Genomic DNA, 21,885 nt, shown 5'->3' on the forward strand with positions numbered 1-21,885 from the left:
GAACTAGGATCCATCATGATCAATTGCAGGGCAGACGAATACGAGATCACCATCAACCCGGACCGTCTCGACGTCGACCTGGTGCACCGCTGGCTTTCGACCGACGCCTTCTGGGCCCTTGGCCGCAGCCGCGAAACGGTCGAGCGCGCGTCGCTCAACTTCGGCCTCTACGACACCGACAACCAGCAACTCCGCGAAGCACTCGCCATCGCGCACGGACAACTCCGGTCTGCACGACAAACCGCCGCCGACAACCAATGAGAACATCAGCGATCCCGTCAAACACACCTGTCCACGACACGAACACGCTGGTCATCACAGCGTTTCGGCGATCGAGGTCGAGATAACGGCGGCGATCGTGGACCGGCTCACCTTCGGCGGCAACATCATCGAAACCGGCACCGATTCCTACAGGCTCGCCCACACCAAAGCCGCACTCGCCGCCGCAGCAAACAGCCGCGCGAGCGAACAACACCCCGACCCCGCATCGGACAAACGCGCGCGCCGCAGCAGACGGTGACGCCTGCACCACAACCTATTCGGACTTGGACTCCAACGCGGGAACCAGTCCGGTGGGTGCAGTTCACAAGCGAGGACGTCGCCGAAAGTGTCAGTGCTTCATGGCATTATCGGCAACCGTGCACGGCTACGCGCGCCCGACGGCCTGCTCGACACCTACACCAGCGAGCGCCACCCCATCGGCGCGTCTGTTCTCGACTGGTCCCGGGCCCAGGTCGCAACCATGCAACCGGGCCCCAATGCCCCCGCCCTACAGCGGCTGGTCCGCGACCTGATGAGCACCCCAGACGGAACCACCCACGTGTACCGGAAAACATCGGGACTGGCCCACCGCCACGACCTGGGCAGCCGACAGCCCCGCGCCGGCCACACCGCCCCTGACTTTCGCTTCGACGACGCCACTCGCCTCGGTGACCTCCTACAGCAAGGACACGGCGTCGCGCTCGACTTCAGCACCGACCACGCACTCCGGGACGCAGCCCAGGGTTGGCAAGGCCGGATCCATTACGCGGCCGGCCCGGTACACGACAACCTCGGTCTCGGCGCCGTTCTGATCCGGCCCGACGGCATCGTGGCCTGGGCGGACGACCATGGCCCCGATCCCGAAGCGTTCCAACAAGCCGCGACCCGGTGGTTCGGCCGCCCGAAACACTGACCGCCCGCCGGCAACGGCGCAGGAACCCGCATCCGAACAGCCTAAGCCACTACGCCTGAGCGCCAGCGACATTCAGTGTTTTCCCCGCCACGAGCACCTCGAAGGGCCATGAGTACCATCACCCGATTGCGATCATCGGTGGAGGTCTTGGCGGCTCACCGCCGCCCTGTCGGTGACTCTCCAAATTCTGGATCTGGCATGGATTGCGTGATTGACCCATCATGAATTGCTGACGGGCCCTTGATAATTGCGAATCTCGTTGAGCGAGTGAACAACACAGATGTGACATCACGAAATTGGGCCAGATCCCACAGATGACGGACGGAGCCAGTCGTTCGGAAACGCGGCGTCCGCCAATCAACAGCGGATAACCCGTTTCACTTCTGTACTGCTGTCGGTGGTCCCACGACTGGCAACGCGGTGGTCTCACAATGGTGGAAAACGACAGTTGGAGTTCGGCGGTCCTGTGCTGCGTTTCGGGTAGTGGAGCACGGCCTGGGGCAGGTGCAGGGCAACACCTGGCGGTTCCTCCAGAGTGTCGGCGGAGGCTGCACCAACCACGACATCCGCGCCGACCTGCTCCGGTTCACCCCTCCTGCTCGGCGGAGACCAAGCGCAGCTGGGCTGCGCCGGCAAGGAACTTGCGGGAATCCTCAGCGGCTCGCCCGTAGTATGCGGACCGGGCGCAGTGCCTGGGGTGGTTCGCCCTCGAATTCCGCGGATCCATCGAGGTACCCAGCGATGAGGTCCGCAGCGAAGTGGTCTTCGACGTCGGTGAAGCCGAGCGCGCGCAACTGTGCGGCGATGTCGTCAGGAGCGAAGTAGCTGAACCAGGGTTCGCCGACAGCTGCCGCTCGATGTGCGCGTGCCTGCAGCTGCGCACGTTCCTCGTCGGTGTCTGCCGACTGTAGGTAGTCGAAGATCACCTCGACCGGCTCGGATTGGCGAGCAATGTATTCGAGGGTGGTGCGGGCGGCGTCCGGAGTCAGATAGTAGACGACACCGAGCCACACGAATACGGCCGGATCGGTCCGGCTGAATCCGGCGGCCTCCAATTGTGTTGCCAGTGTGTCGGTTTCGAAGTCGACCGGCACGAAAGTCAGCCGCTCGGGCTGGTCGATACCGGATGCGGCGAGGCGTTGGTGTTTCCACGCTTGGGTAGCGGGATGGTCGACCTCGAATACACGCAGGTCAGGATGCGGGTTGCGGTAGGCGAAGGTATCCAGGCCCGCGCCGAGGATCACGACCTGCCGCACGCCGGCAGCGACGGCCGCGGCCACCCGATCCTCGGCGAAACGGGCACGAGCAGCAAAGAACAGGCGGCGCGGCCGATCACTGACACCCAGCCGCAGGATTCCCGAGCCCACATCACTGCCGGGACGATCCTCTGCGGGCCGGCCCAATTCGGTCAGCTCATCCACAGTGACACCCAGCAGACGTGCCGCCAGCGGATCGGTAAGAATCCTTGGCCGGTCAGCAATTTGGTGATAGGCACGGGCGTAAGCAGTCACGAGCGCTGTCCGGCTGGGTCCCTCATGGTCCATACACAAGAAGTTACTCATGAACACGGCGCCAGCACCGTGAACTCAGCCACACCAGTTACTGAACCGCCCCGAGTTTCTTGCCGGCTTCATGGTTGAGTCATCACCGGCTGGGATGGCTGTTGTTGAGCGTAGTAGAGGGCTTCGTATTCGGCGGGTGGGAGATACCCGATCAGGCTGTGCAACCTCCGATTGTTGTACCAGTCGACCCATTCCATCGTCGCGAACTCGACGTCGTCGAGCGAACGTAGCGGCCCGGTGAGGAACGGGCTGTCCTTGGCGAGGGCTTCGGTCTTGTAGAGCCCGATCGTCGATTCGGACAGTGCGTTGTCGTAGGCATCGCCGATACTGCCTATCGACGCTGAAATCCCTTCGGCCGCAAGGGTGTCAGCGAACGAGATAGCCGTGTATTGGGATCCGGCGTCGCTGTGGTGGATCAGACCGTCAGCGACAGCGTGGCCGTCGTGATCGCGTCGCCACAACGCCATCCGCAGCGCGCTGGTGACCATCGCGGTGTCCTTGACCGTGGCCGCGTGCCAGCCCAAGATCGCGCGGGAGAAACAGTCGATCACGAACGCCACGTAGACGAACCCCAGCCAGGTAGGCACGTAGGTAAAGTCGGTGACCCACTTGCGATTTGGCTCGACGGCAGTGAAGTCGCGGTCGAGTAGGTCCGGTGCACGGCGATGATCGTGGCCCTTCCCAGCGATCGTGGTCCGGACTCTGCCGCCGCGGACCACACCGGACATGCCTTCATCGCGCATGAGCCGCCCGATGGTGTCCACCGATACCTCATGGCCCTGGCGACGCAGATGCCGGGCCATCTTGCGGCTGCCGTACATGCCCTCCGGCGTGCCCGAGGTAGCCCGTAACGCATCGGTGAGATGCGCGTCGGTGACCGTCCGCGCCGACGGTCCGGTGGTTTTCCAGTTCCGGTACGTGCGCCCGGCGATCTGCATGCCCTGCTCTCGCAGTACACCCAGAATCGACTCGACCCGGTGCCCCTTTGCACGTTCGGTATCGATGAACTGGCAGATCAACGGCGTCGCGGGTCGAGCTCCCGCGCGAAGAAAATCGAGGCCGCTTTCAGAATCTCGTTGGCCTCCTTCAGATCTCGGTTCTCCCGTTCGAGTTCCTTGATCCGCGCCTGCTCAGCGGTCGTCACTCCGGGCGCCTTCCCGGTATCGACCTGTGCCTGCTTCACCCACACCCGCAGCGTTTCAGCATGGACTCCAAGTTTCACGGCGAGCGCTTGGCAGGCGGCATACACCGACGGATAACCGTCGAGTCGGTCCAGCACCATCTTCACCGCACGCTCACGCTGCTCGATCGGATACTGCTTGGGCATGGCCAACATCCTCCTCAAGGAAGGAAGCGGCAAGAAGATCGGGGCGGTTCATACTCCCTGGCGGAGTAGGTCGTGGCATGCCCCTAGTGACCAGCGGATACGCGAACTTCGTTGTTTCTTGTGCCATTACTGCTTCCGCCGCCAATTGCATCGGATGCGAACTCGCGACGGTGTGCACATCGACCGGCTCGGGGCGGCAATTACGGTTCCTGCCAGGACTGGTTGGATGACGAACTGCCGTTCGAATTCCGCAGACCGAATGCGGTTTTCTTCGCCACTGGCCCCTACTGAGCCGGGGTCGTGCGAGCCGATCTGCACCGACTGCCCCGCTTTCGCCACCGACTACCGGTACTCGCGACGCGGATGCCGGGACAAGTTTCATGCCCGCCGTCTCTGCACTCGCTGCCCGCCCGGTCGTCGCCGACGCTCTCGGCTACCACCGCGTCACCACAACCAAGGTCGCGGCCACCTGGAGCCGCTACGTCACCGCACCCCAAGTTCCGGTCACCCGCTGGCTGGAAACCATCGACAACCCGCGACAGTGGAATGCGCGACCTCCCCAGTCCGGAACCCACAAGTTTGGTCATTGCCAGTTTCCGCAGGCGGCCGATGCCAGCCGGTCGATCGTGGTCATCTCGGCGATGTGCCGGTCAGCCATCGTCGAGCGCGGCTGAATACAGAGTTCTTGCGCCCGCGTGTTCGATGGATGGTGTTGTACCAGAGGGGCAACGGCTCTCGTGCGGCAAGCCATGTTTGGGGTATCCCAATGACCGGAGGCGTGCGGTTGGCGGTGTAGGCGGCGACGATCCCGCCGACGATGGCGCTGGTGGTGTCGATATCTCCGTCTGCTGCAATGCATGTGGTGACTGCGGCCGGGTAGTCGTGCAGGTATGTGGCCGCGACCCACATCGTGAACGGCACCGTGTTCTGCGCGGTGACCAGAGATCCGTTGCCGAGTTCGTTCGCGGCCTCGGCGGCGGGGGCTCCGAGCAGGGTGCGGGCGCGGCGGATCAGCCGGGTCGTGTCACTGTGGTCGAGGCGGTCGAGGACGCTGGTGATGAATTCGGTTGGTGTGGGCTGTGTCCCGTTGAGGCGGGCATGGGCGGCGTGGGCTGCGGCGAGTGCGACCGCGACGGCACCGGTGACTCCTTCGGGATGCATATGCGTCACCTGTGCCGACCGGACTGCTTCGGCGACAACCTTTTCCGGATCGCTGGCATAAAAGGCGCCCAGCGGGGCAACCCGCATGGCCGCACCGTTGCCACAGGAACCCTCGCCACCGTAGGCGGCTGCGGCCGCCTTGCGCCAATGCACGCCATCGCGGACTCGGCGCAAGGTGGCGACCGTGTTGAAGCCGTAGTCACGGCCCGGGTCGAAGCGTCGCGCGAAAGCGGTAGCGAGCCGATCCTGGTCGATCTCGCCGCGACTGCACAGCTCGGTAACTACAGAGCAGGCCATCTCGGTGTCGTCGGTCCACCCCCACGGCCCGACGGGAAGATTACCGGCCCGAAGATCTGCGATGGATCGGCGCATGATCGGGAACTGCTGTCCCAGAGCGTCCCCCACGGACAGTCCATCCAAAGAATCAAGCATCAAATCGACATGCATTGCCTCCGATGATAGCCAAGGCGAAGACGATCTACGCGGATGGCGACTGTGTGTCTGAATCTTCAACGGCGGCCGTGGATGTCGGTTCATCGCCGCAAGTGCGCTGATGAGGTCGGTGACGTGTTTGCGTTGCTCGCGCCCAGGAGAGCTGCTTGCGGTTGGCGGGGTGTATGCCTCGTCGAGTTCGAGCGCGATACTGGACCAGTGCGTGACATCGCGCAGGTCGAGCTTCAAGGCTTGGATACAGCGCGAAGGGTGTCGATCGAGGACGGGTGCTCGGGGTTGTCGATGAACCGGCTGACCGAGGTTGGGAATCAGGACGACATCAGACCGGCGCGGGTCGCCGTGATCGCCACGGTGATGGCCAGCCGTGATGTGACGGCCTGGCACGGTCATCCACTCAGTCGGGTTACATCTGGCCGTGGCGAACCGGGCCTGCTGGTTCGTAGGTGCCCAGGACGATGCCGAGATCGGTCACGGTGAGCTCGACTGGGCGCATGGTCGCCGGGAGGATGCCGTCGTTGAACAAGCGGCGACCGGAGCCGAGTACCACCGGAAACGTCATCAGGCGTAAGCGGTCGACGAGTTCGTGCTGCAATAGTGTCTGGAGCAGTTTGCCGCTTCCCCAGATCTGCAGTTCGTCGCCGGGTTCGTCCTTGAGCGCCTGCACCGCCGCGACGACGTCGCCGGTCAGGAGGTGAGCGGTGTCGGGGTGTTCGCCGCGCCATGTGGCGTCGGCCTGGCTGAGTGAGTTGGACACGACGTATTTGGGCAGGGAGTTGATCGCTGTGGCGATGGGGTTGTCGGGGTCGGTCTGATCGGGCCAGTAGCCGCGGAAGATGTCGAAGGTTCTGCGACCGAACAGGAACGCGCTGGCGTGGCTGTTGAGTTCGGTGACGAACTCGCCGACGGCCTTGTCCGGGAACGGGGCTTGCCAGCCGCCGTGGGTGAAGGCGTCGCTGGGATCTTCCTCGGGTCCGCCGGGGGCCTGCATCACGCCGTCGAGGGTCAGGAACGTCTGAACGGTGAGCTTCATGTGAATGTAGACGGAGCGGCGCACTGATTCTGAGCGGTCTCAGGTCGAATCGCTGCCGACCGTGTCGGAACTCCATCGAGGACCGCCGGAGGTGTTCCGATTCGGTCGGAACAGCGTAGGTGTCCCTGGCTTCAAGATGGAAAGCCTCCCGATGCACTGACGGAACAGGCTTGTTCAACGGGTTGATCGGCTGGCAAGTTCCGTTCTACTACTACGACAGTTGTGCATCTCGACGGCTTGCTTGCCGATCTGACACCCGATGAGTCCGACGCGGCGGGTGCTGGATGCGCGGCGCCTCGAACTCGAGCGCGCTCGGATCAGTGTCGCCGCCGCGGCGCAGATGACCACGCCGATCTATTCCGTGGTTCTGATCGTCGATAAGCGGGTCGAATCGGCGGCTACGCCCAGCTGTTGACGGTGGTGGCGAATCCAGTTTCCACATTGGCTGTATCCAAAGGTGGTGTCTGCGGGGAGAATTCGTCTGACAAGCCTGGTAACTGCCGCGTGGGGGGAAGACATGAGCCATCGACCACGCATCGTCGCCGTCGGGGTGGTTTGAGATGACTTCGTTCGTGGAGCAGCTTCCCACCCTGATCGGGGTGCTGCTCGGAGCTGCTGCAACGTACTGTTCGACCTCGGCCGCCGAACGGGCACGATGGCGTCGAGCTCAGGCGATCCGATGGGACGAGAAGAGGCTCACCGCTTACACCGAGTACGCCCACGTGGTGAAGAAGGTGATCGGTATCGCGGTTCGGATCGCAGCACACCGGGGGATACATCCCGATATCGACAAACTTCCTCTCGACGACGGACTGCTCGCCCTCGCCTCGGCAGAGGAGGAACGAACCGTGAAATGGGAGTCGGTCCTGATGTTGGGAAGCGAAGAGGCAGTCGCAGCCGCTCGCAGATGGCACGAGAGCTGCTTCCGCCTCCAGTTGATAGCGACTGGCAGGATCTCCGATGTGCCATGGGTGCAAGCAGTCGAGGCGGCAAGTCAAGCGCGCCGCAACTTCTATGAGGTCGTGCGGAAGGACATCGGACTCGCTATTCGTGGTTCGTCGCAGAGCTACGAATGGCAACTAGCCCGGTTCGTCCAAATCGCGAGCCCGCCCGATGAAGCTCAGCGCCGAACACCGGAAGTCCCGCCACCTACGCCGAATCGCTAGCTGGATCAGCCAGCAAGTGTTGAGAACCGATCTCGAGGCCCAAGAACGTATCTGGACACTGCCAGGGTGGCGGGGTTGCCGAGCGGGTACACATTCGGCAGGCCCGGGCCTTCCTGGCATCGTGGCCGGAAGTAGCGGTGGGGACAGGTCGAAGCGCCGGGTGCAGAAGAAGTTTGAGCGATGTGTGCCTATTTCCGGATGCTCCGCGGCCAGCTGGCCGATGATCCCGAGGCTTTGGTGATTGTTGGTCATCTAATGTTGCGGGCCGCCACAGCCGACAAGAACCCCGGCTGAAAGATCAAGACCGGAGCCCCCGGACCGCAGACCTCACTGACCAATGAGTAGAACCCTGCTGGCCAGAGTCGGCGCCAGGCTTCCCTAGGCAGGGGCGGGCACAGCGTTCCGCAACGCGAGGCCAGTTCTCATCGGTCACGTGGTCGCGGGCGTAGGCCAATGCGGTGCCCAGGGAGTCCGGCCCCTCCCATAGCGCAAGTTGTGCATCATTGAATAAGTTCGGAACCCATTGGGCTGCCAACGATTTGGACTGCCGCAAGGTCTCGTTGGTACGGAACAATCCGTCACGTACTTCGGCGACGGCAGCTTCAAGGTTCATGAGGTGTTGTTGCAGCGCCCCAGTGCCGGTGCCCGGCTTTGGGGGCATCAGGACATCGACCGATCGGTCGGGATCGGTTCGGGTGGGCGTCGTGGCGAGGGCAGCGCCATCGCGAGTTCCCCTCGTCGCGCAGCCCGCCACCACCGCTGTCCGGAGTTGATGGCACGCCGGACCTTTCGCACGGTCGGTACCTGTGTGAGCAGGTGTAACTGATATCGCCACGGCATTTGTAGCCCGTGCCGAGCCGCCATCGCATAGGCGAACTGCACGGCGCTGCGGTCGAGGTACCGGTCGGCGTGTTCGAACCAGATCATGCTGGTGCGGGCGGCGGCCTGTATCGGGCGCAACGCGGCGCGCCGCTGCGCATCGTAGTTCTCCAGTGCGTCGGCGACCTCGGCATGTTCGTACAGGTTCTGTGCGAGCACGACGGCGTCGATGATTGCCAACCGGGTGCCCGAACCGATGGTGAAGTGCGTCGTGTGCGCTGCATCGCCGAGGAGCACGACGTTGTCGTGATACCAGGTCTTGTTGGTTATCTCGGGAAAGCGGCTCCACCTTGCGAACTCGCCTTGTGTCTTGCTGATCAACGAGTGACCGTCGAGCACGCGCGTGAATATGTTCTCCAGAACACGCAAGTTCTCCAGGTTGTCCAGGGAGTCGAATCCCAGTCCATGCCAAGTCTGCGGTTGGCACTCGACGATGCAGGTGCTGATCTTTTCGGCGACGGACGGGTAGGCATGGAACCAGATCCAACCGGCCGGGGTGTGTTCGAAGGCGAAGGTAAATCGGGTGAAGACCTTGTCCGTACCGAGCCAGATGTATCGATTCTCGCCGAGTGTGATGGACGTGCCGAAATGATGATTACCCAGCTGCCGTACCCGGCTGTTCGCGCCGTCGGAGGCGACGATGAGATCGGTGTCGTGGAAGCCGGACAGATCGTGGACCTCTCGCCCGTGCTGGACATCGACGCCCAGATCGCTTGCCCGTCGGGAAAGTACGTCGAGTAGTGCCGCGCGCCCCATGCTGAACCCGTAGCCCCCGAAATGCGCGGTCTGGTTGTCGCGCACATGGATTGCCTGTTCACGCCATAGGACCGATCCAGCACGCACCGCCTGGGCGCTATCGGGGTCATTCCGATACAGAATGTCGAGCAGGTCGTCCCAGTACACGACGCCCCAGCCATAGGTGGACCCTGGGGGATCGCGGTCGATCACGGTGATGTCATGGGCAGGGTCGCGTCGCTTCATCGAAATGGCGAAGTACAACCCGGCCGGCCCGCCACCGACACACACAATCTTCATCTCGTCACCAGCTCCAGCCCGGTTGGTCGAACCTGGCTTCACATGATCGGTACTCGATGCGACCGAGCCCGGCACGCTGTGCGTGTCCGGGCTCGCTGACCGGCGCTAGAAGCTGCCCCAGCCACCAAATGGGTTCCACCAATTCCAGCCGGGATTCCATCCCCAGCCGCCGCCCCAACCCCAGCCGCCGCCGCCCCAACCCCAGCCGCCGCCGCCCCAACCCCAGCCGCCGCCGTGACCCCAACCGCCGCCGCCCCAGCCGCCGCCGTGACCCCAACCACCGCCACCCCAGCCGCCGCCGTGACCCCAACCGGGGCTGTCGGCGAGTTGGGTTGCGGACGTGGGCGTCGCTGCGTGCGCGGTAGGCGCTTGCGCCGCGGTTGCGACGACTGGAATCGCGGCAACTGCGGCTATACCGGCGGCCGCCGCCAACCGGGTGAACTTTGTGTGTGAATTCTTTCTCTCGGTCATCATAGGGCTCCAAATACTGTCCCGACCGGCTCGAATTCTACGCGGTTTCACCGAGCTCTAGAAGTCAAAGTGTTGACCAATCTACAATGCCCGCCACATTGCCCCACCGTTGCCGATCCGAGGATGCCCGCGTACTCCGTGGCGGAGGGAGCCGGTGGCGAAGGTCGAAACACGGTGCGACGAACGAGCGTTGACGCAGCGGACCCAAGGCCATGACCAACTGGACTCAACCCAACGTGCTGGCCGAAAACGCACAGTCCGCCACACAACAGTCACAGCGGCTTGCGGCGAACGGGGCACAACCGCGCAGCGATTGGGCGAAGCTGGCTGGGATGCAAGTGGTGATGAGTGGGGCTGTGGTGGTTGCGCGGTCGCGGGCGTCGATCCCTGGGGATACGGTCAGGGTGTGTCGGTGCTGAGCGCTCGCGGCTCGTTCGGGAATTACCACCTCGAAAGTCTGGTGGGTCGTGGCGGTATGGGTGAGGTGTGGTTGGCGCGCGACCGCGCTGGTGGCGCCGTCGCGTTGAAGGTGTTGTCCGCGGCGTATTCCGCCGATCCGGGGTATCGGCGCCGTTTCGAGCGAGAAGCCTGGCTGGGCACCCAGGTGCACAACCCCCATATCGTGCCGATTCATGCCTTCGGCGAGGTCGACGGGCATCTGTTTCTGGAGATGGCCTATATCGAGGGCGTGGATCTGGCCACGCGGCTGCGGTCGGGTGCGCTGGTTCCGGGTCGGGCGGTCGAGGTCATTGTTCAGGCTGCCGAGGCGCTGGATGCCGCTCATGCGGCGGGGCTTGTTCATCGGGATGTGAAGCCGGGCAATATTCTCGAGGATGCCAACGGTTTCGTCTATCTGATCGACTTCGGTATCGCCCGCGCCGCCGCCGGAACCCCCCTTACGGCCACCGGACTGGTGGTTGGCACCTTGGGCTATATGGCGCCGGAGCGGTTCACCGGTACGGCCGAGGCCCGCTCGGATGTCTATTCGCTGGCCTGTGTGCTGTATGAAACCCTCACCGGGAACCTGCCCTTTGGTGACGGAGACCCGGCACAGCAGATGCACGCGCATTTGATGTCCGAACCCCCGCGGGCCTCGCAGGCTGCCCGAGGTGTGCCGTCAGCGCTGGACGCGGTTATCGCCCGCGGTATGGCCAAGGAACCGGGGGACCGCTACGCCAGCGCGGGCGAATTCGCCGCCGCGGCACGTGCGGCGTTGGGCTGGCCCGCATCGGCGCCGGCCCCGCCGGTCGCGGCCCCTGCGACATCGGGCCCGCACCCGCGCACCCGCGTCATGAACGCCGTCGGCTCGCCCCCGACCCTGGCCGAGACCCGGCCCGTACCGCAAACGCCGGAAACCCGGCCGGTGCCGCAAACGCCCGAGACCCGGCCGGTGCCGCAAACCCCCGAGCCCCGGACACACCCGGTCGTGCATCCGGACCTCCGGCGAAAGCGTCTGGTGCGCCGATGGATACCGGTCGCCGCCGGGCTGGCGCTTGTCGCTGCGGCGGCACTGTGGCTGCTGAGCGGTGTGTTCGAGTCCGATTCCGTTCCGGTCACGACGACGCAAGCGTCCTCCGCTGCTGCCTCGACCGGTGCCCCGCCGCCCTCGACCGGTGGGCAACCTCCAGCTCCGGCTGGTGCGGTGCGCGACGGGAACCTTGCGTTCACCGTGACGGAGGTGGTGTCCAATGTGAGCGCCACCGGAGCCCCGGGCGGTTCCTACACCATCGTGACGCTGACCGTCACCAATGTCTCCCGAGGCGAGCAAGTCTTCCGCATCGCCGATCAGCGCCTGATCACCGCCGCCGGACGCACTCTCGTCCCCGACGCGGCCGCAACCACCGCACTCAGCCCGTCCCGCGCCGGCGTCGACCAGCTCGCTCCCGGCAGCACCCACACGATCCGGCTGGCCTTCGATCTTCCCGGCAAGGACAAGAACGGCAAGAAGAACGATAAGAAGATTGATGTCCCGAGCCAGCTGGCCCTGCACGGCGCCCCGTCGTCCCCCGGCGTGACCGTGCCGCTCGGCTAGAGCGATAGGAACCTTCCTGAGCCAGCTGGTGCACCGGCGGCACTCTCGTCATGCGAGGCCGATCGAAATCCCGCATTCCCAGGACCGGTGCGGTGTGGCAGGGGAGTTCGGGGACGATGCCTGACATGTCGAGGATTCGGGCAAAAGGACGGGTGCTGCAGGTGGTGGCCGTCGGTGTGGTGTTGTCGGGGTTGATCGTTGGCTGTGGGGCGGACCACGGGCAGCCGCCGCGACCGGCGAAGATCGTGTTCACTGACGACTGGCAGTCGGTCTTCTCGATGAATCCCGATGGCACGGGGGTTGCTCGAATTGCCGCTGGTACTGATCCGAGCTTTGCTCCCGATGGTTCGAAGATTGTGGTCGGTGGTCGTTCGATATCGACTATGGATCCGGATGGCAGCAATGTCGTGCAGCTTGCCGACGACGGGTTCCACCCGACGTTCTCGCCCGACAGTAGCCGGATCGCCTTCACTCGCGGCGGCATCATCTATGTGATGAATACCGATGGCGGCGAGCTGAGGCAGCTCACCGGCGCCCCCAACACCGTTGGCCCCGACCTGACATCGTCGCAGCATCCCGCATTCTCGCCGGACGGTTCGAAGATCGCGTTCACCAGGGCCGACACCGTCTGGGAGATGGCAGCCGACGGCACCGGCGCACGGAAGCTGCTGGAGGATCCGTATTTCAATTCCGAACCGGTCTTCACCCCGGACGGCACCGGCATCGTGTTCACCAGCAACCGGGGTGGGAAGAACCGGTCGGAGATCTATGTGATGGACGTCCACGGTGATCACGTCCGACCGCTCACCGACGACTCGACGGGGCACCCGTCGTTCTCCCCCGACGGCACGAAGATCCTCTTCGCCCGTTTCACCCGTGATCCATCGTCCAAGTCCGGAGCCGAGGTCTGGGTGATGGACAGCGACGGCGGCAACCCGCGACTTCTCACCGATCCGAAACAGGTTGCGCAGCATCCCAGTTGGGGCCGCGGAACGGATTCGTGACCAAGGAAATATCGTCCGGGTAGACCGATTTTGTGAGCGCGCTGTACAACCAGTGGAGGGCGGTGCCAACCGTGATGGTGCCGGTGACTTCGCTGGTCAGGCTCCAGTACCGGTGGATGCGGTGATCGGAATCGGTTGCGCCGGTGAGGAGTCGCCGGCGGAACCGCGGTGTGTCGCGTTCGCCGCGGGCGCTGCCGTGGGTGGCGACGAACTGCCCGCCGCGAGGTACTGCCGCAGGGGAGTTGAGCGCGGTCACCTTTGCCGCGCACAGCGGAGCCGAGGGTTCGCTTGCGGCATCCTGCCGACGACGGGGTGCGCGAAAATCTTGCTGGGAATTTTCTGCCAATGTCGCGAGAGATTGCCGAGAGTCTTTGTCCGCTGATTGCGGACGTCTATGGGCGGCAGTAGCTTTCGGTTGCTGATCGTTGCTCTACGAAAGGTCGACCGATGATTCTTCTCTCCCTTTTGGCCGCCACCGGAAGTGCCGCCGCATGGGCCACCGGAAGTGCTGCCATGGCCTTGGGAAATAGCGGCGCTCTGCAGTAAGGCCGCTCTGTAGTAAGGCCATAGTCGGCCGGACCACAGGCCGAAATCGGGCGGGACGATATCGTCCCGCCCGATCAGTTTCTACTGAGCGGTGGAGCGGAAACTCCGCAGGCGCAGACTGTTGCTGACCACGAAGACCGAGGAGAAGGCCATCGCGGCACCGGCCAGCATCGGGTTCAGCAGCCCGGCCATGGCGAGCGGGATCGCCGCCACGTTGTAGGCGAAGGCCCAGAACAGATTGCCCTTGATGGTGCCCAAAGTCCTGCGGGACAGCCGGATCGCATCGGCGGCCGCCCGCAGGTCGCCGCGGACCAGGGTCAGATCGCTGGCCTCGATGGCGACATCGGTGCCGGTGCCCATTGCCAGGCCCAGATCGGCCTGGGCCAGGGCCGCGGCGTCATTGACGCCGTCGCCGACCATCGCGACCACCTTGCCCTCGGCCTGCAACCGCTTGACCGCGTCGACCTTATCGGCTGGCAGCACCTCCGCGATCACCTCGTCGATACCGACCTGCGCCGCAATGGCTTTCGCCGCGGCCGTGTTATCTCCGGTCAGCATGATCGGGGTGAGCCCGAGTGCCTTCAGCTGCGAGATCGCCTGAGCGGAGGTGGGTTTCACCGCATCGGCGACGACGAGCACGCCGCGGGCCCTGCCGTCCCAGCCCACCGCCACGGCGGTCTTGCCATCGGCTTCGGCCGCGGACATGGCCCGCTCCAGGTCGGTGTCGAGGTGCTGGGCCCAGTCGGCGAGCAGCCGTGGCCGCCCGACGAGCACCGCGTGTCCGTCCACCACGCCCTGCACACCGAGGCCCTCGATATTGGCGAAGCCCTCGACCGGCCGCAATGCGCCGACCTTATCGCGCGCACCCTTGGCGATCGCCTGGGCGATGGGGTGCTCCGAAGAATCCTCCAGCGCCCCGGCCAGCGCCAGCACCTCGGCGGCTTCCTCGCCCGCGGCGGCGATGACATCGAGGAGAGTCATCTTGCCGGTGGTGACGGTGCCCGTCTTATCGAGCACCACGGTGTCCACCCGACGGGTCGACTCCAGCACCTCCGGACCCTTGATCAGAATGCCGAGCTGCGCACCGCGACCGGTGCCGACCAGCAGTGCGGTCGGCGTGGCCAGCCCGAGCGCGCACGGGCAGGCGATGATCAGCACCGCGACCGCGGCGGTGAAGGCCGCGGCGACCGAACCGCCGGTGCCGAGCCAGAATCCGAGCGTCGCCACCGAGAGCGCGATCACGATGGGCACGAAGATCCCGGAGATCCGGTCGGCCAACCGCTGGGCCTGCGCCTTGCCGGTCTGCGCGTCCTCGACCAGTTTGGCCATCTGTGCCAGCTGGGTGTCGGAGCCGATGCGATCGGCGCGCACCACGATCCGTCCGCCGACATTGACCGTCGCACCGACCACCGCATCCTCGGGACCGACCTCGACCGGCACCGATTCACCGGTCAGCATCGAGGCGTCGACCGCCGAGGAACCCTCGACGACCACACCGTCGGTGGCGATCTTCTCACCGGGCCGAACCACGAAAGTGTCACCGACGACCAACTGCTCCACCGGGATGCGCCGCTCTATCCCGCCGCGCAGCACCGAGACCTCCTTCGCGCCGAGCTCGAGCAGCGCGCGCAGCGCCGCACCCGCCCGCCGCTTCGAGCGAGCCTCGAAGAAGCGTCCGGCCAGGATGAATGTGGTGACACCCGCGGCGGCCTCCAGGTAGATGCTGCCGGTGCCGTCCATCCGCGAGATGGTGAGTTCGAACGGATGCTTCATGCCCGGCGTTCCGGCCGTGCCCCAGAACAGCGCGTACAGCGACCAGCCCAGAGCGGCGAGGGTGCCCATCGACACCAGGGTGTCCATGGTGGCGGTGCCGTGACGCAGATTGGTCCACGCGGCCCTGTGGAACGGCAGCGCGCCCCACACCACGACCGGTGCTGCCAGCGTCAGCGACAGCCACTGCCAGTTGGTGAACTGCAATGCCGGCACCATCGCCATCGCGATGACCGGGACCGTCAGCACCAGCGAGACCAGCAGTCGGGTCCGCAATGCGGCCGTCGGATCCGGTTCTTCGGCAGCGGTCTGCTCGGGTTGCTCGATCTTCGGCGCGGGCAGCGCGGCGGTGTAACCGGCCTGCTCGACGGTGGCGATCAGCTGCTCGGGTGAGATATCCCCGCTGAAATCGACGCGCGCCTTCTCCGTCGCGTAGTTGACCGTGGCGGTGACGCCGTCGAGCCGGTTCAGCTTCTTCTCGATGCGATTGGCGCAGGATGCGCAGGTCATGCCACCGATCACCAATTCGACCTGTCCGGCGGATGGTTGTGTCGCGGTGGTCATCGTGTGCTCCGTTCTGTGCGACTCAGGGTAGTGATCAGTGGCCGTGTCCGGCGGGCTCCGCGGCGGGACCCGGCGCCGGGGCTCCCGTGTCGGTGACCGAGAGGGTGAATTCGGCGGTGCGGACCACGCCGTCGTGCTGGAAATCGAGGAAGAGTCGGTAGTCACCGGCGCTCGGGGCGTCGACGAAGAAGGTTATGCCAGGCCCGGCCGGGGTCACGCCGTCGCCTGGGCTGCCCTCCGGGTGGACGTGCAGGTAGCCGAGGTCGGCGGCCCGCAGGGCCACGAGGTGACCGTAGGCCGCCAGATAGGGCTGCAGATCGGTGACCGGCTTGCCATTGCGGCCGATCGTGAGCACGACCTTCGACGGCTGGCCCGGGGTGACCGTGCCGTCCAGTGTGACGGTGTACTCGCCGACCTTGGCGGTGATCGACGGTGCGGGCAGCGCCTGGACGTCGTAGTTTCCCGCGACCCGCAGGTCCGCGCCGAGGGTCAGATTCTCGCCGCCTTCGGGGGTGAAGTCGGCGAATACCCGGTAGTCCCCGGCCCGGCTCAGATCCAGCGGAGCACTCCAGGTGCCCGCCTGATCGAGCGTCGGGTGCACGTGCTGGAAGGCGGCCATATCTCGACGGACCACGATGAGGTGCAGACCCTTGTCGTGGCTTCGTACATAGTCGGTGACGGGTGCGCCCGCGCGATTCAGGATGCGGAAGCGCACGGGTACGTTCGCCGCGGCGGTGGTCTGCGGGGTGTCCAGGCGCAGGGTGTATCCGTTCTCGCTGGCCATGAGTCCCGCGGGCACCTCACCGGACTTCGATTCGCCCATGGCGCCGTGTGCCTTCGAATCATGCGCGGACTCGGTGGGCTCCGGCCCGAGTGTGGCGCCGATGGCCAGCGCGATCCCGAAGACCGCCGCGAGACCGAGGGCGTAACCGGCGAACTTGCTGTACGCGTTCATCGGGATGCTCCGTTCTGGTGTCGTTACTCGGCGAGCCGGTATCCGGCCTTGTCGACGGCGGCGGCGATGGCATCGAGTTCGACCGCCGTGCTGCTGTCGACGCTCACCCGCCCGCTGGCGAGGTCGATATCGACGCCGGTGACGCCGTCGATCTTGCCGACCTCTTTGCTGACCGAGTTCGCGCAGCAGCCGCAGGTCATGCCCGTGACGGCGACAGTGACGGTGGTGGCTGCGGTGCTCATCTGCTCTCCTTCTCCGATGACGGCGGCGCCGTCCGACTGCGATCTACCATACCCCCCTAGGGTACTTTGTCAAGACGATAGGACTACCCCGTGAGGGTATGTGGACAGGGCCTCGAGATGAGAAAAGCCCGGCTCGGCGATCGAGTGACCACCGAGCCGGGCTCAGGACGGGCGTTATGGATGCTCAGGATTCGGGGCGGTAGCTGACCAATGCCACCGCGGGTGCCGAAACCACCTGCACTTCGGCCGTATCCGAGACCTTGATGTGCAGGAATCCGCCTTCGATCGACACCGCGACATCGTCGATCGTGCGCACCTGCGCTCCGTCCCGGTCGAGCAGTGAATAGCCCTCTACCAGAGCGACTTTGGTGGCGTTGCGCCATTTCGCGGTCATTTGCTTGCCTTCCGATGGTGCGGCCGGCGGGAAGTCCAGTTCCGGCTTGGCGACGTGGTTGAAGTAGTTGGACAGAATATTCAGCGCGATATGGCCGACGATCTCGCTCAGCTCGGCGTCGCTGACGCCGTGCTCGCGGGCCGAGGCGATGATGTCATCGTCGACCCGACCGCGGGTCCGCAGCACTTCGCGGGCGATCCGCAGCACCGCGTCGGCATGCGGATCCTCGGCGTGCGCCGCGCGGGTGGCCGCGATGGCCTCCTCGGTGAAACCCATCCGGCCCGCGCGCATGCTGTGTGCGGCAATGCAGTAATCGCAACCGTTTTCGCTCGCGACCAGCAGGGCCAGCTGCTCGCGGACGCGGGCGGAGAGTTTGCCGCGGGTCAGTGCGTCGCGCATGGTCAGGTATCCGCGCAGCGTCGCGGGGCTGTTCGCCATGGCGGCGTAGAGATTCGGAACCCGGCCCAGCTGGCGCTGCACCTCGGTGAGCAGGTCGGCCTGCTCGGCGTCGGCGGTTTCGATGGACACAAGCGGTAGCCGAGACATCGTGACTCCAAACTCGAACGTAATGGTACCGATCGGTGCCGAATTGAGACGGTACTGATCGGTACCGAATAAGTCAAGTCGGATGGTACTGATCGGTGCCGTTCTGGTAGCGTGAGGACATGGCAACACAGGCCAAGCAGCGATTACTCACCACCGCCGAGGAACTCTTCTACGCCGAAGGCATCAGAGCGGTCGGCGTGGACCGCCTGCTCCAGGAGTCCGGCGTCGGCCGGGCCTCCTTCTACCGCCACTTCGCGAGCAAGGACGACCTGGTCGTCGCGGTGCTCGAGGATCGCGATCGCCGCTGGCTGGCCTGGCTGCGGGAATCCGTAGAAGCCAAGGCGAGTGATCCGGCGGACCGGCCGCTCGCGGTATTCGACGCGCTCTCGGAACGCCTCGCCCGCAAGGATTTCCGCGGCTGTGCGTTCATCAACACCATGGTGGAAGTGGCCGACCCGACATCCCCCGCCCATCACGCGGCCGACCAGCACAAACGCCGGGTCATCGGCTACCTCACCGAACTCCTCACCGCCGCGGGCCGATCCGACGCGGAGGACTTGGCCGCCGAATTCGCCCTGCTCGTCGACGGCGCGATAGTCACCGCCGTCCGCGAGAGCTCCCCGGCCGCCGCCGACCGCGCCCGCACCATCGCGGGCCGTCTACTCGCGACAGCCTGACGGGTCCCGCTGCGGTCGAAAGACGCCGTGGGGGGTCAGGCGATCTGCTGTCGACGGGCGTGTCCGTGCAACGGTCGTAACCGACTGCTGTGCGTGCAGCATACGAATCCCGCTGCGGGACTGGGTTATCTGCGCTGGGTGGGCGAGCCGGAACTGCGCCGAATTCGCGCCGTCCGACAACTGATTCGAAGCGAATTGGCGATGGTCTGTGACGCGTCGGGCAAGCCCATCGGGTTCGTCGAAGCCGGGTATCGGATGCCGATGCGGCGCGCTATCGCGCCGCCGCTCGGCTCCGAATGACTGCTACAAGTGCCCCAACCGTCAGGCCGAGTGGAGGTGGCGGGCGGTGGGGGAGGTTTCGGTGGTCGCGGGGTCGGGATAGGTGCCCAGGAGGCGGTCGGCGGTGCCGGAGGTGGTCACGGTGAACCAGTAGTGCTCGTTCTTGTAGTGGTGGTGGCGGTGGTTGCGCCAAACTGCCCGGAAGATTGAGCCTTTCGGCTTGTAGTCGGTGTGGATGAGGTAGTGGGTCCACTCGTAGCCGAAGCCGAGCAGGGTGATCATCAGCAGGAAGGTCAGGCCGAGACCGAGGCGCGGGAAGGCCAGGGTGGCGAGGGCGATCAGGATGACGACCAGTACCGACAGCGTCTTGGTCGGTATGAAGATCAGCGGGATATTGCGCGGATCGACGTGGTGCTCACGGTGTTTGCGCGCCAGTTCGCTGTCGATCGGGATCGGGCCGAGCTGCCTGGGCCGCCAGTGCAATACCGTCACGTGCACGATCCACTCGAAGAGTGGGAAGAGCGCGAGCATGACCGCGGGCACCAGTGCATCGGTCAATTGCCAGTCGCCCACGATGATTCGGGCGACCAGCGCCGCGGCCAGGGTGCTACCGATCAGCCAGGGCGAGGGATGCCGAATGAATTCGCGGAATGCGGCGCCGAGGCTGAGGCCGCGGCGCAGGGTCCGCTCGTCCTGACGCACACGCTCGCGCGCCGTGGCCGAATCCTTGCTGGATGATTGGGGTTTCGTCATGGTCTTTCCTTGGTGGAGCCAGTCGGTGCCGTCCATTCGGTGGTGCACCGAGCGATATTCCGAACCGCTGCGGTGATCCGGATCGCCGGATCGTGTACAACGCCGTCAGCGATGGGTGCCGTCAGTGCCCTCCAATACTTCGATCAGGGCCGTGGTCGCCGGTTCGAGCAGTGCCCGAGCGATGCTCGAGGCCTGTACCGGCTCACCCGCCTCGATGGCGGCGGCCAGGTTTCGATAGGCCTCGACATTGCCCACCTCGGCGGACATGATCGGGGCCAGCGCAGCGAGCGCGGGTTCATAGGCGCCGCGCAACATGTTGAACATCAGCCGGAACACGATGGAGTCGGCGGCGTCGACGACGTGATCCCAGAACTCCATCGCATGTCGCTGCTGTGCGATCGGATCCTGTTCGGCGGCAAGCGCTTCGACGCTGCGATCCAAGGCGGCGCGCACGGTGGCGGAGTCGGTCCTGCCGAGCCGGATCGCCGCGAGTTCGGCCACCTTGGGCCCGTTGTGCAGCCGCGCTTCCAGAATGCTGCGCGCGACCTTCGGTTCCAATTCCCCGGCCTGAACCAGCAACCGCGGCAATACCTCGAGCCCGGCGCCGCGCCGATAGTCCAGCACGGTGGTCGCATCCCCCTGCCGCACCGCCACCAGCCCGGCCGCCGCCAACCGCTGCAGCGCCTCACGTACCGCAGGCCGGGAAACCCCCAGTGCCTCCGCCAACTGCCGTTCGCTCGGCAGAGTCGCCCCGGGGGGCAACTCCCCGCTGAGCACATCCGCCGCGATCTGCTCGAATACGTCCCCCGACACCGACCGCTTGACCACAGGTTGCAACGCCATACCCCTACTCTGCGCCACAAAGGTCAGGAGGTCAAGTGGTCAGACCAATGGCCGATCGCCACGTGACGTGAGGCAGAAGGTATCGCCGGATCGACGGAAGGAAGTCGTCCGCGGAACCCAGGTCCCGCCTCGACACCGCCGTCGCGCAACGGGTACACGAGGCACCGCCCAATTGAGGGAGGCCGTCAAGTCGGCGGAGTCCGCTGACGGCGCGCGGAGCCCAGGTCGACGATCGGCTGACGGCGCGCGGAGCCCAAGTCGACGATCGGCTGACGGCCGAATCACTCCTGGTCGAAGCAGTACATGGCGGAGCCGAGGACTCGTCCTCACGCACCCGCGGCGCTCGATTCGCCCGACGCTTGCCGGGTCAGCTGGGGTCAGAGCCCCGGACGGCAGCCAGCCAGATGGCGGTGGCCGCGGCCACCGAGGTGGCGGCGAGGAAGGCGGTGAACCCGCCGTTGGCCACATAGACCCACATCAGACCCACGAAGGGCGCGGCAACCGTGGATTGGGCATCGAGCAGAAGACGGCGGCGGACCCGAGCGGAGTCGGCGGCGAGGACCGGTGCGTCGGGGTCCGGGCGGGACGGGTTATCGATCAGGCGGCCGGGCGGTTCGGAGGTGCGCGCCTTTCCGGAGGGATAGAAGTGGAGGCCGGCGGTGTCGACGGATCGGTCGGACACCTCGGCCTCGGTCTCGGTCATGCCGAGCAGTCCCGGCTCGAAAAAAACCGGCAGCCACCGGGTTCGGTAGTTCTCGGTGATCTCGAGCCAACTGCGGCTGACGAGCCGGTGTTGCTGTCGCACGCGCTTGATCTCGACGGTGCGGACATTATCGCGATCGGCACTGGAACCCGCGCGGTTGCGGTCCGCCAATCCATGCGGCAGACGATCCAGCGCCCTTGCCAGTTGAAACCCCGTGTAACCCAGGATGCCCAGCACCACCGTCGCCAGGGCCGCGAGCTGGTCCAGATCGGCGAACGGCGCCCAGGCCAGGCAAGCAACCAGGGCGCCGATCGTCACG

Annotated in this window: 23 protein-coding genes; 10 read left to right on the plus strand and 13 right to left on the minus strand. The window is 65.4% G+C overall.

Annotated elements, in window-relative coordinates:
* The first annotated feature begins 15 nt into the window (after positions 1–15).
* The 3 genes from ACQP2D_RS00710 (at position 16) to ACQP2D_RS00720 (ending at position 1,174) form a co-directional block, all read left to right on the plus strand.
* Positions 16–261 (plus strand): hypothetical protein, encoded by a 246-nt coding sequence (locus ACQP2D_RS00710; RefSeq protein ID WP_433685986.1) that lies wholly within the window; start codon positions 16–18, stop codon positions 259–261.
* Between the two features lie 97 nt (positions 262–358).
* On the plus strand, positions 359–520 hold the full coding sequence (locus tag ACQP2D_RS00715) for a hypothetical protein (RefSeq protein ID WP_433685987.1): 162 nt from the start codon (positions 359–361) through the stop codon (positions 518–520).
* 87 nt (positions 521–607) lie between these two features.
* On the plus strand, positions 608–1,174 hold the full coding sequence (locus tag ACQP2D_RS00720) for a hypothetical protein (protein ID WP_433681808.1): 567 nt from the start codon (positions 608–610) through the stop codon (positions 1,172–1,174).
* A 653-nt stretch (positions 1,175–1,827) separates the two neighbouring features.
* On the opposite strand, the gene ACQP2D_RS00725 is transcribed toward ACQP2D_RS00720, so the two are convergent.
* On the minus strand, positions 1,828–2,718 hold the full coding sequence (locus tag ACQP2D_RS00725; RefSeq protein ID WP_433681809.1) for a class I SAM-dependent methyltransferase: 891 nt from the start codon (positions 2,716–2,718) through the stop codon (positions 1,828–1,830).
* Between the two features lie 86 nt (positions 2,719–2,804).
* A protein-coding gene (locus tag ACQP2D_RS00730; protein WP_433677954.1) for an IS3 family transposase occupies positions 2,805–4,063 on the minus strand; the annotation gives its coding sequence in 2 pieces (ribosomal slippage) (positions 2,805–3,790 and positions 3,790–4,063; 1,260 coding nt in all).
* A 380-nt stretch (positions 4,064–4,443) separates the two neighbouring features.
* Between ACQP2D_RS00730 and ACQP2D_RS00735 the strand changes: the two genes are divergently transcribed.
* On the plus strand, positions 4,444–4,737 hold the full coding sequence (locus ACQP2D_RS00735; RefSeq protein WP_433681810.1) for a hypothetical protein: 294 nt from the start codon (positions 4,444–4,446) through the stop codon (positions 4,735–4,737).
* Here ACQP2D_RS00735 and ACQP2D_RS00740 read toward each other — a convergent pair.
* Positions 4,694–5,629 carry an ADP-ribosylglycohydrolase family protein gene (locus ACQP2D_RS00740; protein ID WP_433681811.1) on the minus strand — a complete coding sequence of 312 codons (936 nt, stop codon included), beginning with the start codon at positions 5,627–5,629 and terminating at the stop codon, positions 4,694–4,696. The genes ACQP2D_RS00735 and ACQP2D_RS00740 overlap by 44 nt on opposite strands.
* 451 nt (positions 5,630–6,080) lie before the next feature.
* Positions 6,081–6,707, minus strand: coding sequence for a dihydrofolate reductase family protein (locus tag ACQP2D_RS00745; RefSeq protein ID WP_433681812.1), 627 nt, complete (start codon positions 6,705–6,707; stop codon positions 6,081–6,083).
* A gap of 259 nt (positions 6,708–6,966) precedes the next feature.
* Here ACQP2D_RS00745 and ACQP2D_RS00750 point away from each other — a divergent pair, with 259 nt between their 5' ends.
* Together ACQP2D_RS00750 and ACQP2D_RS00755 are read left to right on the plus strand one after the other, a co-directional pair.
* Positions 6,967–7,122, plus strand: coding sequence for a hypothetical protein (locus tag ACQP2D_RS00750; protein WP_433681813.1), 156 nt, complete (start codon positions 6,967–6,969; stop codon positions 7,120–7,122).
* 145 nt (positions 7,123–7,267) lie between these two features.
* Positions 7,268–7,873: a hypothetical protein gene (locus tag ACQP2D_RS00755; RefSeq protein ID WP_433681814.1), complete on the plus strand. Its 606-nt coding sequence runs from the start codon at positions 7,268–7,270 to the stop codon at positions 7,871–7,873.
* 660 nt (positions 7,874–8,533) lie between these two features.
* On the opposite strand, the gene ACQP2D_RS00760 is transcribed toward ACQP2D_RS00755, so the two are convergent.
* On the minus strand, positions 8,534–9,787 hold the full coding sequence (locus ACQP2D_RS00760) for an FAD-dependent monooxygenase (RefSeq protein ID WP_433681815.1): 1,254 nt from the start codon (positions 9,785–9,787) through the stop codon (positions 8,534–8,536).
* Between the two features lie 105 nt (positions 9,788–9,892).
* Positions 9,893–10,258, minus strand: a complete 366-nt coding sequence (locus ACQP2D_RS00765) for a hypothetical protein (RefSeq protein WP_433681816.1) — start codon at positions 10,256–10,258, stop codon at positions 9,893–9,895.
* A 406-nt stretch (positions 10,259–10,664) separates the two neighbouring features.
* On the opposite strand from ACQP2D_RS00765, the gene ACQP2D_RS00770 reads away from it, so the two are divergent.
* A complete protein-coding gene (locus ACQP2D_RS00770) occupies positions 10,665–12,290 on the plus strand; it encodes a serine/threonine-protein kinase (RefSeq protein WP_433681817.1) in 1,626 nt (541 codons plus the stop codon).
* Between the two features lie 125 nt (positions 12,291–12,415).
* Positions 12,416–13,294: a hypothetical protein gene (locus ACQP2D_RS00775; RefSeq protein ID WP_433681818.1), complete on the plus strand. Its 879-nt coding sequence runs from the start codon at positions 12,416–12,418 to the stop codon at positions 13,292–13,294.
* 627 nt (positions 13,295–13,921) lie between these two features.
* On the opposite strand, the gene ACQP2D_RS00780 is transcribed toward ACQP2D_RS00775, so the two are convergent.
* The 4 genes from ACQP2D_RS00780 to ACQP2D_RS00795 all read right to left on the minus strand — a co-directional run bounded on the left by ACQP2D_RS00780 (position 13,922) and on the right by ACQP2D_RS00795 (position 18,293).
* The gene (locus ACQP2D_RS00780; RefSeq protein WP_433681819.1) at positions 13,922–16,174 is read right to left on the minus strand and encodes a heavy metal translocating P-type ATPase; all 2,253 of its coding nucleotides are present in this window, start codon (positions 16,172–16,174) and stop codon (positions 13,922–13,924) included.
* A gap of 34 nt (positions 16,175–16,208) precedes the next feature.
* Positions 16,209–17,129: a hypothetical protein gene (locus ACQP2D_RS00785; RefSeq protein WP_433681820.1), complete on the minus strand. Its 921-nt coding sequence runs from the start codon at positions 17,127–17,129 to the stop codon at positions 16,209–16,211.
* A gap of 23 nt (positions 17,130–17,152) precedes the next feature.
* Positions 17,153–17,371 (minus strand): heavy-metal-associated domain-containing protein, encoded by a 219-nt coding sequence (locus tag ACQP2D_RS00790; RefSeq protein WP_433681821.1) that lies wholly within the window; start codon positions 17,369–17,371, stop codon positions 17,153–17,155.
* A 184-nt stretch (positions 17,372–17,555) separates the two neighbouring features.
* On the minus strand, positions 17,556–18,293 hold the full coding sequence (locus ACQP2D_RS00795; protein ID WP_433681822.1) for a carboxymuconolactone decarboxylase family protein: 738 nt from the start codon (positions 18,291–18,293) through the stop codon (positions 17,556–17,558).
* A gap of 137 nt (positions 18,294–18,430) precedes the next feature.
* On the opposite strand from ACQP2D_RS00795, the gene ACQP2D_RS00800 reads away from it, so the two are divergent.
* Together ACQP2D_RS00800 and ACQP2D_RS00805 are read left to right on the plus strand one after the other, a co-directional pair.
* Positions 18,431–18,988, plus strand: a complete 558-nt coding sequence (locus tag ACQP2D_RS00800; RefSeq protein ID WP_433681823.1) for a TetR/AcrR family transcriptional regulator — start codon at positions 18,431–18,433, stop codon at positions 18,986–18,988.
* Between the two features lie 93 nt (positions 18,989–19,081).
* Positions 19,082–19,288, plus strand: a complete 207-nt coding sequence (locus tag ACQP2D_RS00805) for a hypothetical protein (protein ID WP_433681824.1) — start codon at positions 19,082–19,084, stop codon at positions 19,286–19,288.
* A gap of 21 nt (positions 19,289–19,309) precedes the next feature.
* Here the strand turns inward: ACQP2D_RS00805 and ACQP2D_RS00810 are convergent, their stop codons facing one another.
* The 3 genes from ACQP2D_RS00810 to ACQP2D_RS00820 all read right to left on the minus strand — a co-directional run bounded on the left by ACQP2D_RS00810 (position 19,310) and on the right by ACQP2D_RS00820 (position 21,878).
* A complete protein-coding gene (locus tag ACQP2D_RS00810) occupies positions 19,310–20,020 on the minus strand; it encodes a sterol desaturase family protein (protein WP_433681825.1) in 711 nt (236 codons plus the stop codon).
* 105 nt (positions 20,021–20,125) lie between these two features.
* Complete coding sequence (locus tag ACQP2D_RS00815) at positions 20,126–20,863, minus strand: FadR/GntR family transcriptional regulator (protein WP_433681826.1); 738 nt, start codon at positions 20,861–20,863, stop codon at positions 20,126–20,128.
* Positions 20,864–21,230: 367 nt separating this feature from the next.
* Positions 21,231–21,878 (minus strand): hypothetical protein, encoded by a 648-nt coding sequence (locus ACQP2D_RS00820; protein WP_433685959.1) that lies wholly within the window; start codon positions 21,876–21,878, stop codon positions 21,231–21,233.
* Between the last annotated feature and the right edge of the window lie 7 nt (positions 21,879–21,885).

The sequence above is a fragment of the Nocardia sp. CA-119907 genome (genome assembly GCF_050955995.1).
Lineage (GTDB): Bacteria > Actinomycetota > Actinomycetes > Mycobacteriales > Mycobacteriaceae > Nocardia.

Excerpts from the sequence above, each read along its gene's own strand:
- ACQP2D_RS00785 (WP_433681820.1), bottom strand. The coding sequence starts at position 17,129 with ATGAACGCGTACAGCAAGTTCGCCGGTTACGCCCTCGGTCTCGCGGCG.
- ACQP2D_RS00760 (WP_433681815.1), bottom strand. The coding sequence starts at position 9,787 with ATGAAGATTGTGTGTGTCGGTGGCGGGCCGGCCGGGTTGTACTTCGCC.
- ACQP2D_RS00765 (WP_433681816.1), bottom strand. The coding sequence starts at position 10,258 with ATGACCGAGAGAAAGAATTCACACACAAAGTTCACCCGGTTGGCGGCG.
- ACQP2D_RS00780 (WP_433681819.1), bottom strand. The coding sequence starts at position 16,174 with ATGACCACCGCGACACAACCATCCGCCGGACAGGTCGAATTGGTGATC.
- ACQP2D_RS00790 (WP_433681821.1), bottom strand. The coding sequence starts at position 17,371 with ATGAGCACCGCAGCCACCACCGTCACTGTCGCCGTCACGGGCATGACC.
- ACQP2D_RS00815 (WP_433681826.1), bottom strand. The coding sequence starts at position 20,863 with ATGGCGTTGCAACCTGTGGTCAAGCGGTCGGTGTCGGGGGACGTATTC.
- ACQP2D_RS00810 (WP_433681825.1), bottom strand. The coding sequence starts at position 20,020 with ATGACGAAACCCCAATCATCCAGCAAGGATTCGGCCACGGCGCGCGAG.
- ACQP2D_RS00755 (WP_433681814.1), top strand. The coding sequence starts at position 7,268 with ATGACTTCGTTCGTGGAGCAGCTTCCCACCCTGATCGGGGTGCTGCTC.
- ACQP2D_RS00745 (WP_433681812.1), bottom strand. The coding sequence starts at position 6,707 with ATGAAGCTCACCGTTCAGACGTTCCTGACCCTCGACGGCGTGATGCAG.
- ACQP2D_RS00775 (WP_433681818.1), top strand. The coding sequence starts at position 12,416 with ATGTCGAGGATTCGGGCAAAAGGACGGGTGCTGCAGGTGGTGGCCGTC.
- ACQP2D_RS00750 (WP_433681813.1), top strand. The coding sequence starts at position 6,967 with ATGAGTCCGACGCGGCGGGTGCTGGATGCGCGGCGCCTCGAACTCGAG.
- ACQP2D_RS00800 (WP_433681823.1), top strand. The coding sequence starts at position 18,431 with ATGGCAACACAGGCCAAGCAGCGATTACTCACCACCGCCGAGGAACTC.
- ACQP2D_RS00735 (WP_433681810.1), top strand. The coding sequence starts at position 4,444 with ATGCCCGCCGTCTCTGCACTCGCTGCCCGCCCGGTCGTCGCCGACGCT.
- ACQP2D_RS00710 (WP_433685986.1), top strand. The coding sequence starts at position 16 with ATGATCAATTGCAGGGCAGACGAATACGAGATCACCATCAACCCGGAC.
- ACQP2D_RS00725 (WP_433681809.1), bottom strand. The coding sequence starts at position 2,718 with ATGGACCATGAGGGACCCAGCCGGACAGCGCTCGTGACTGCTTACGCC.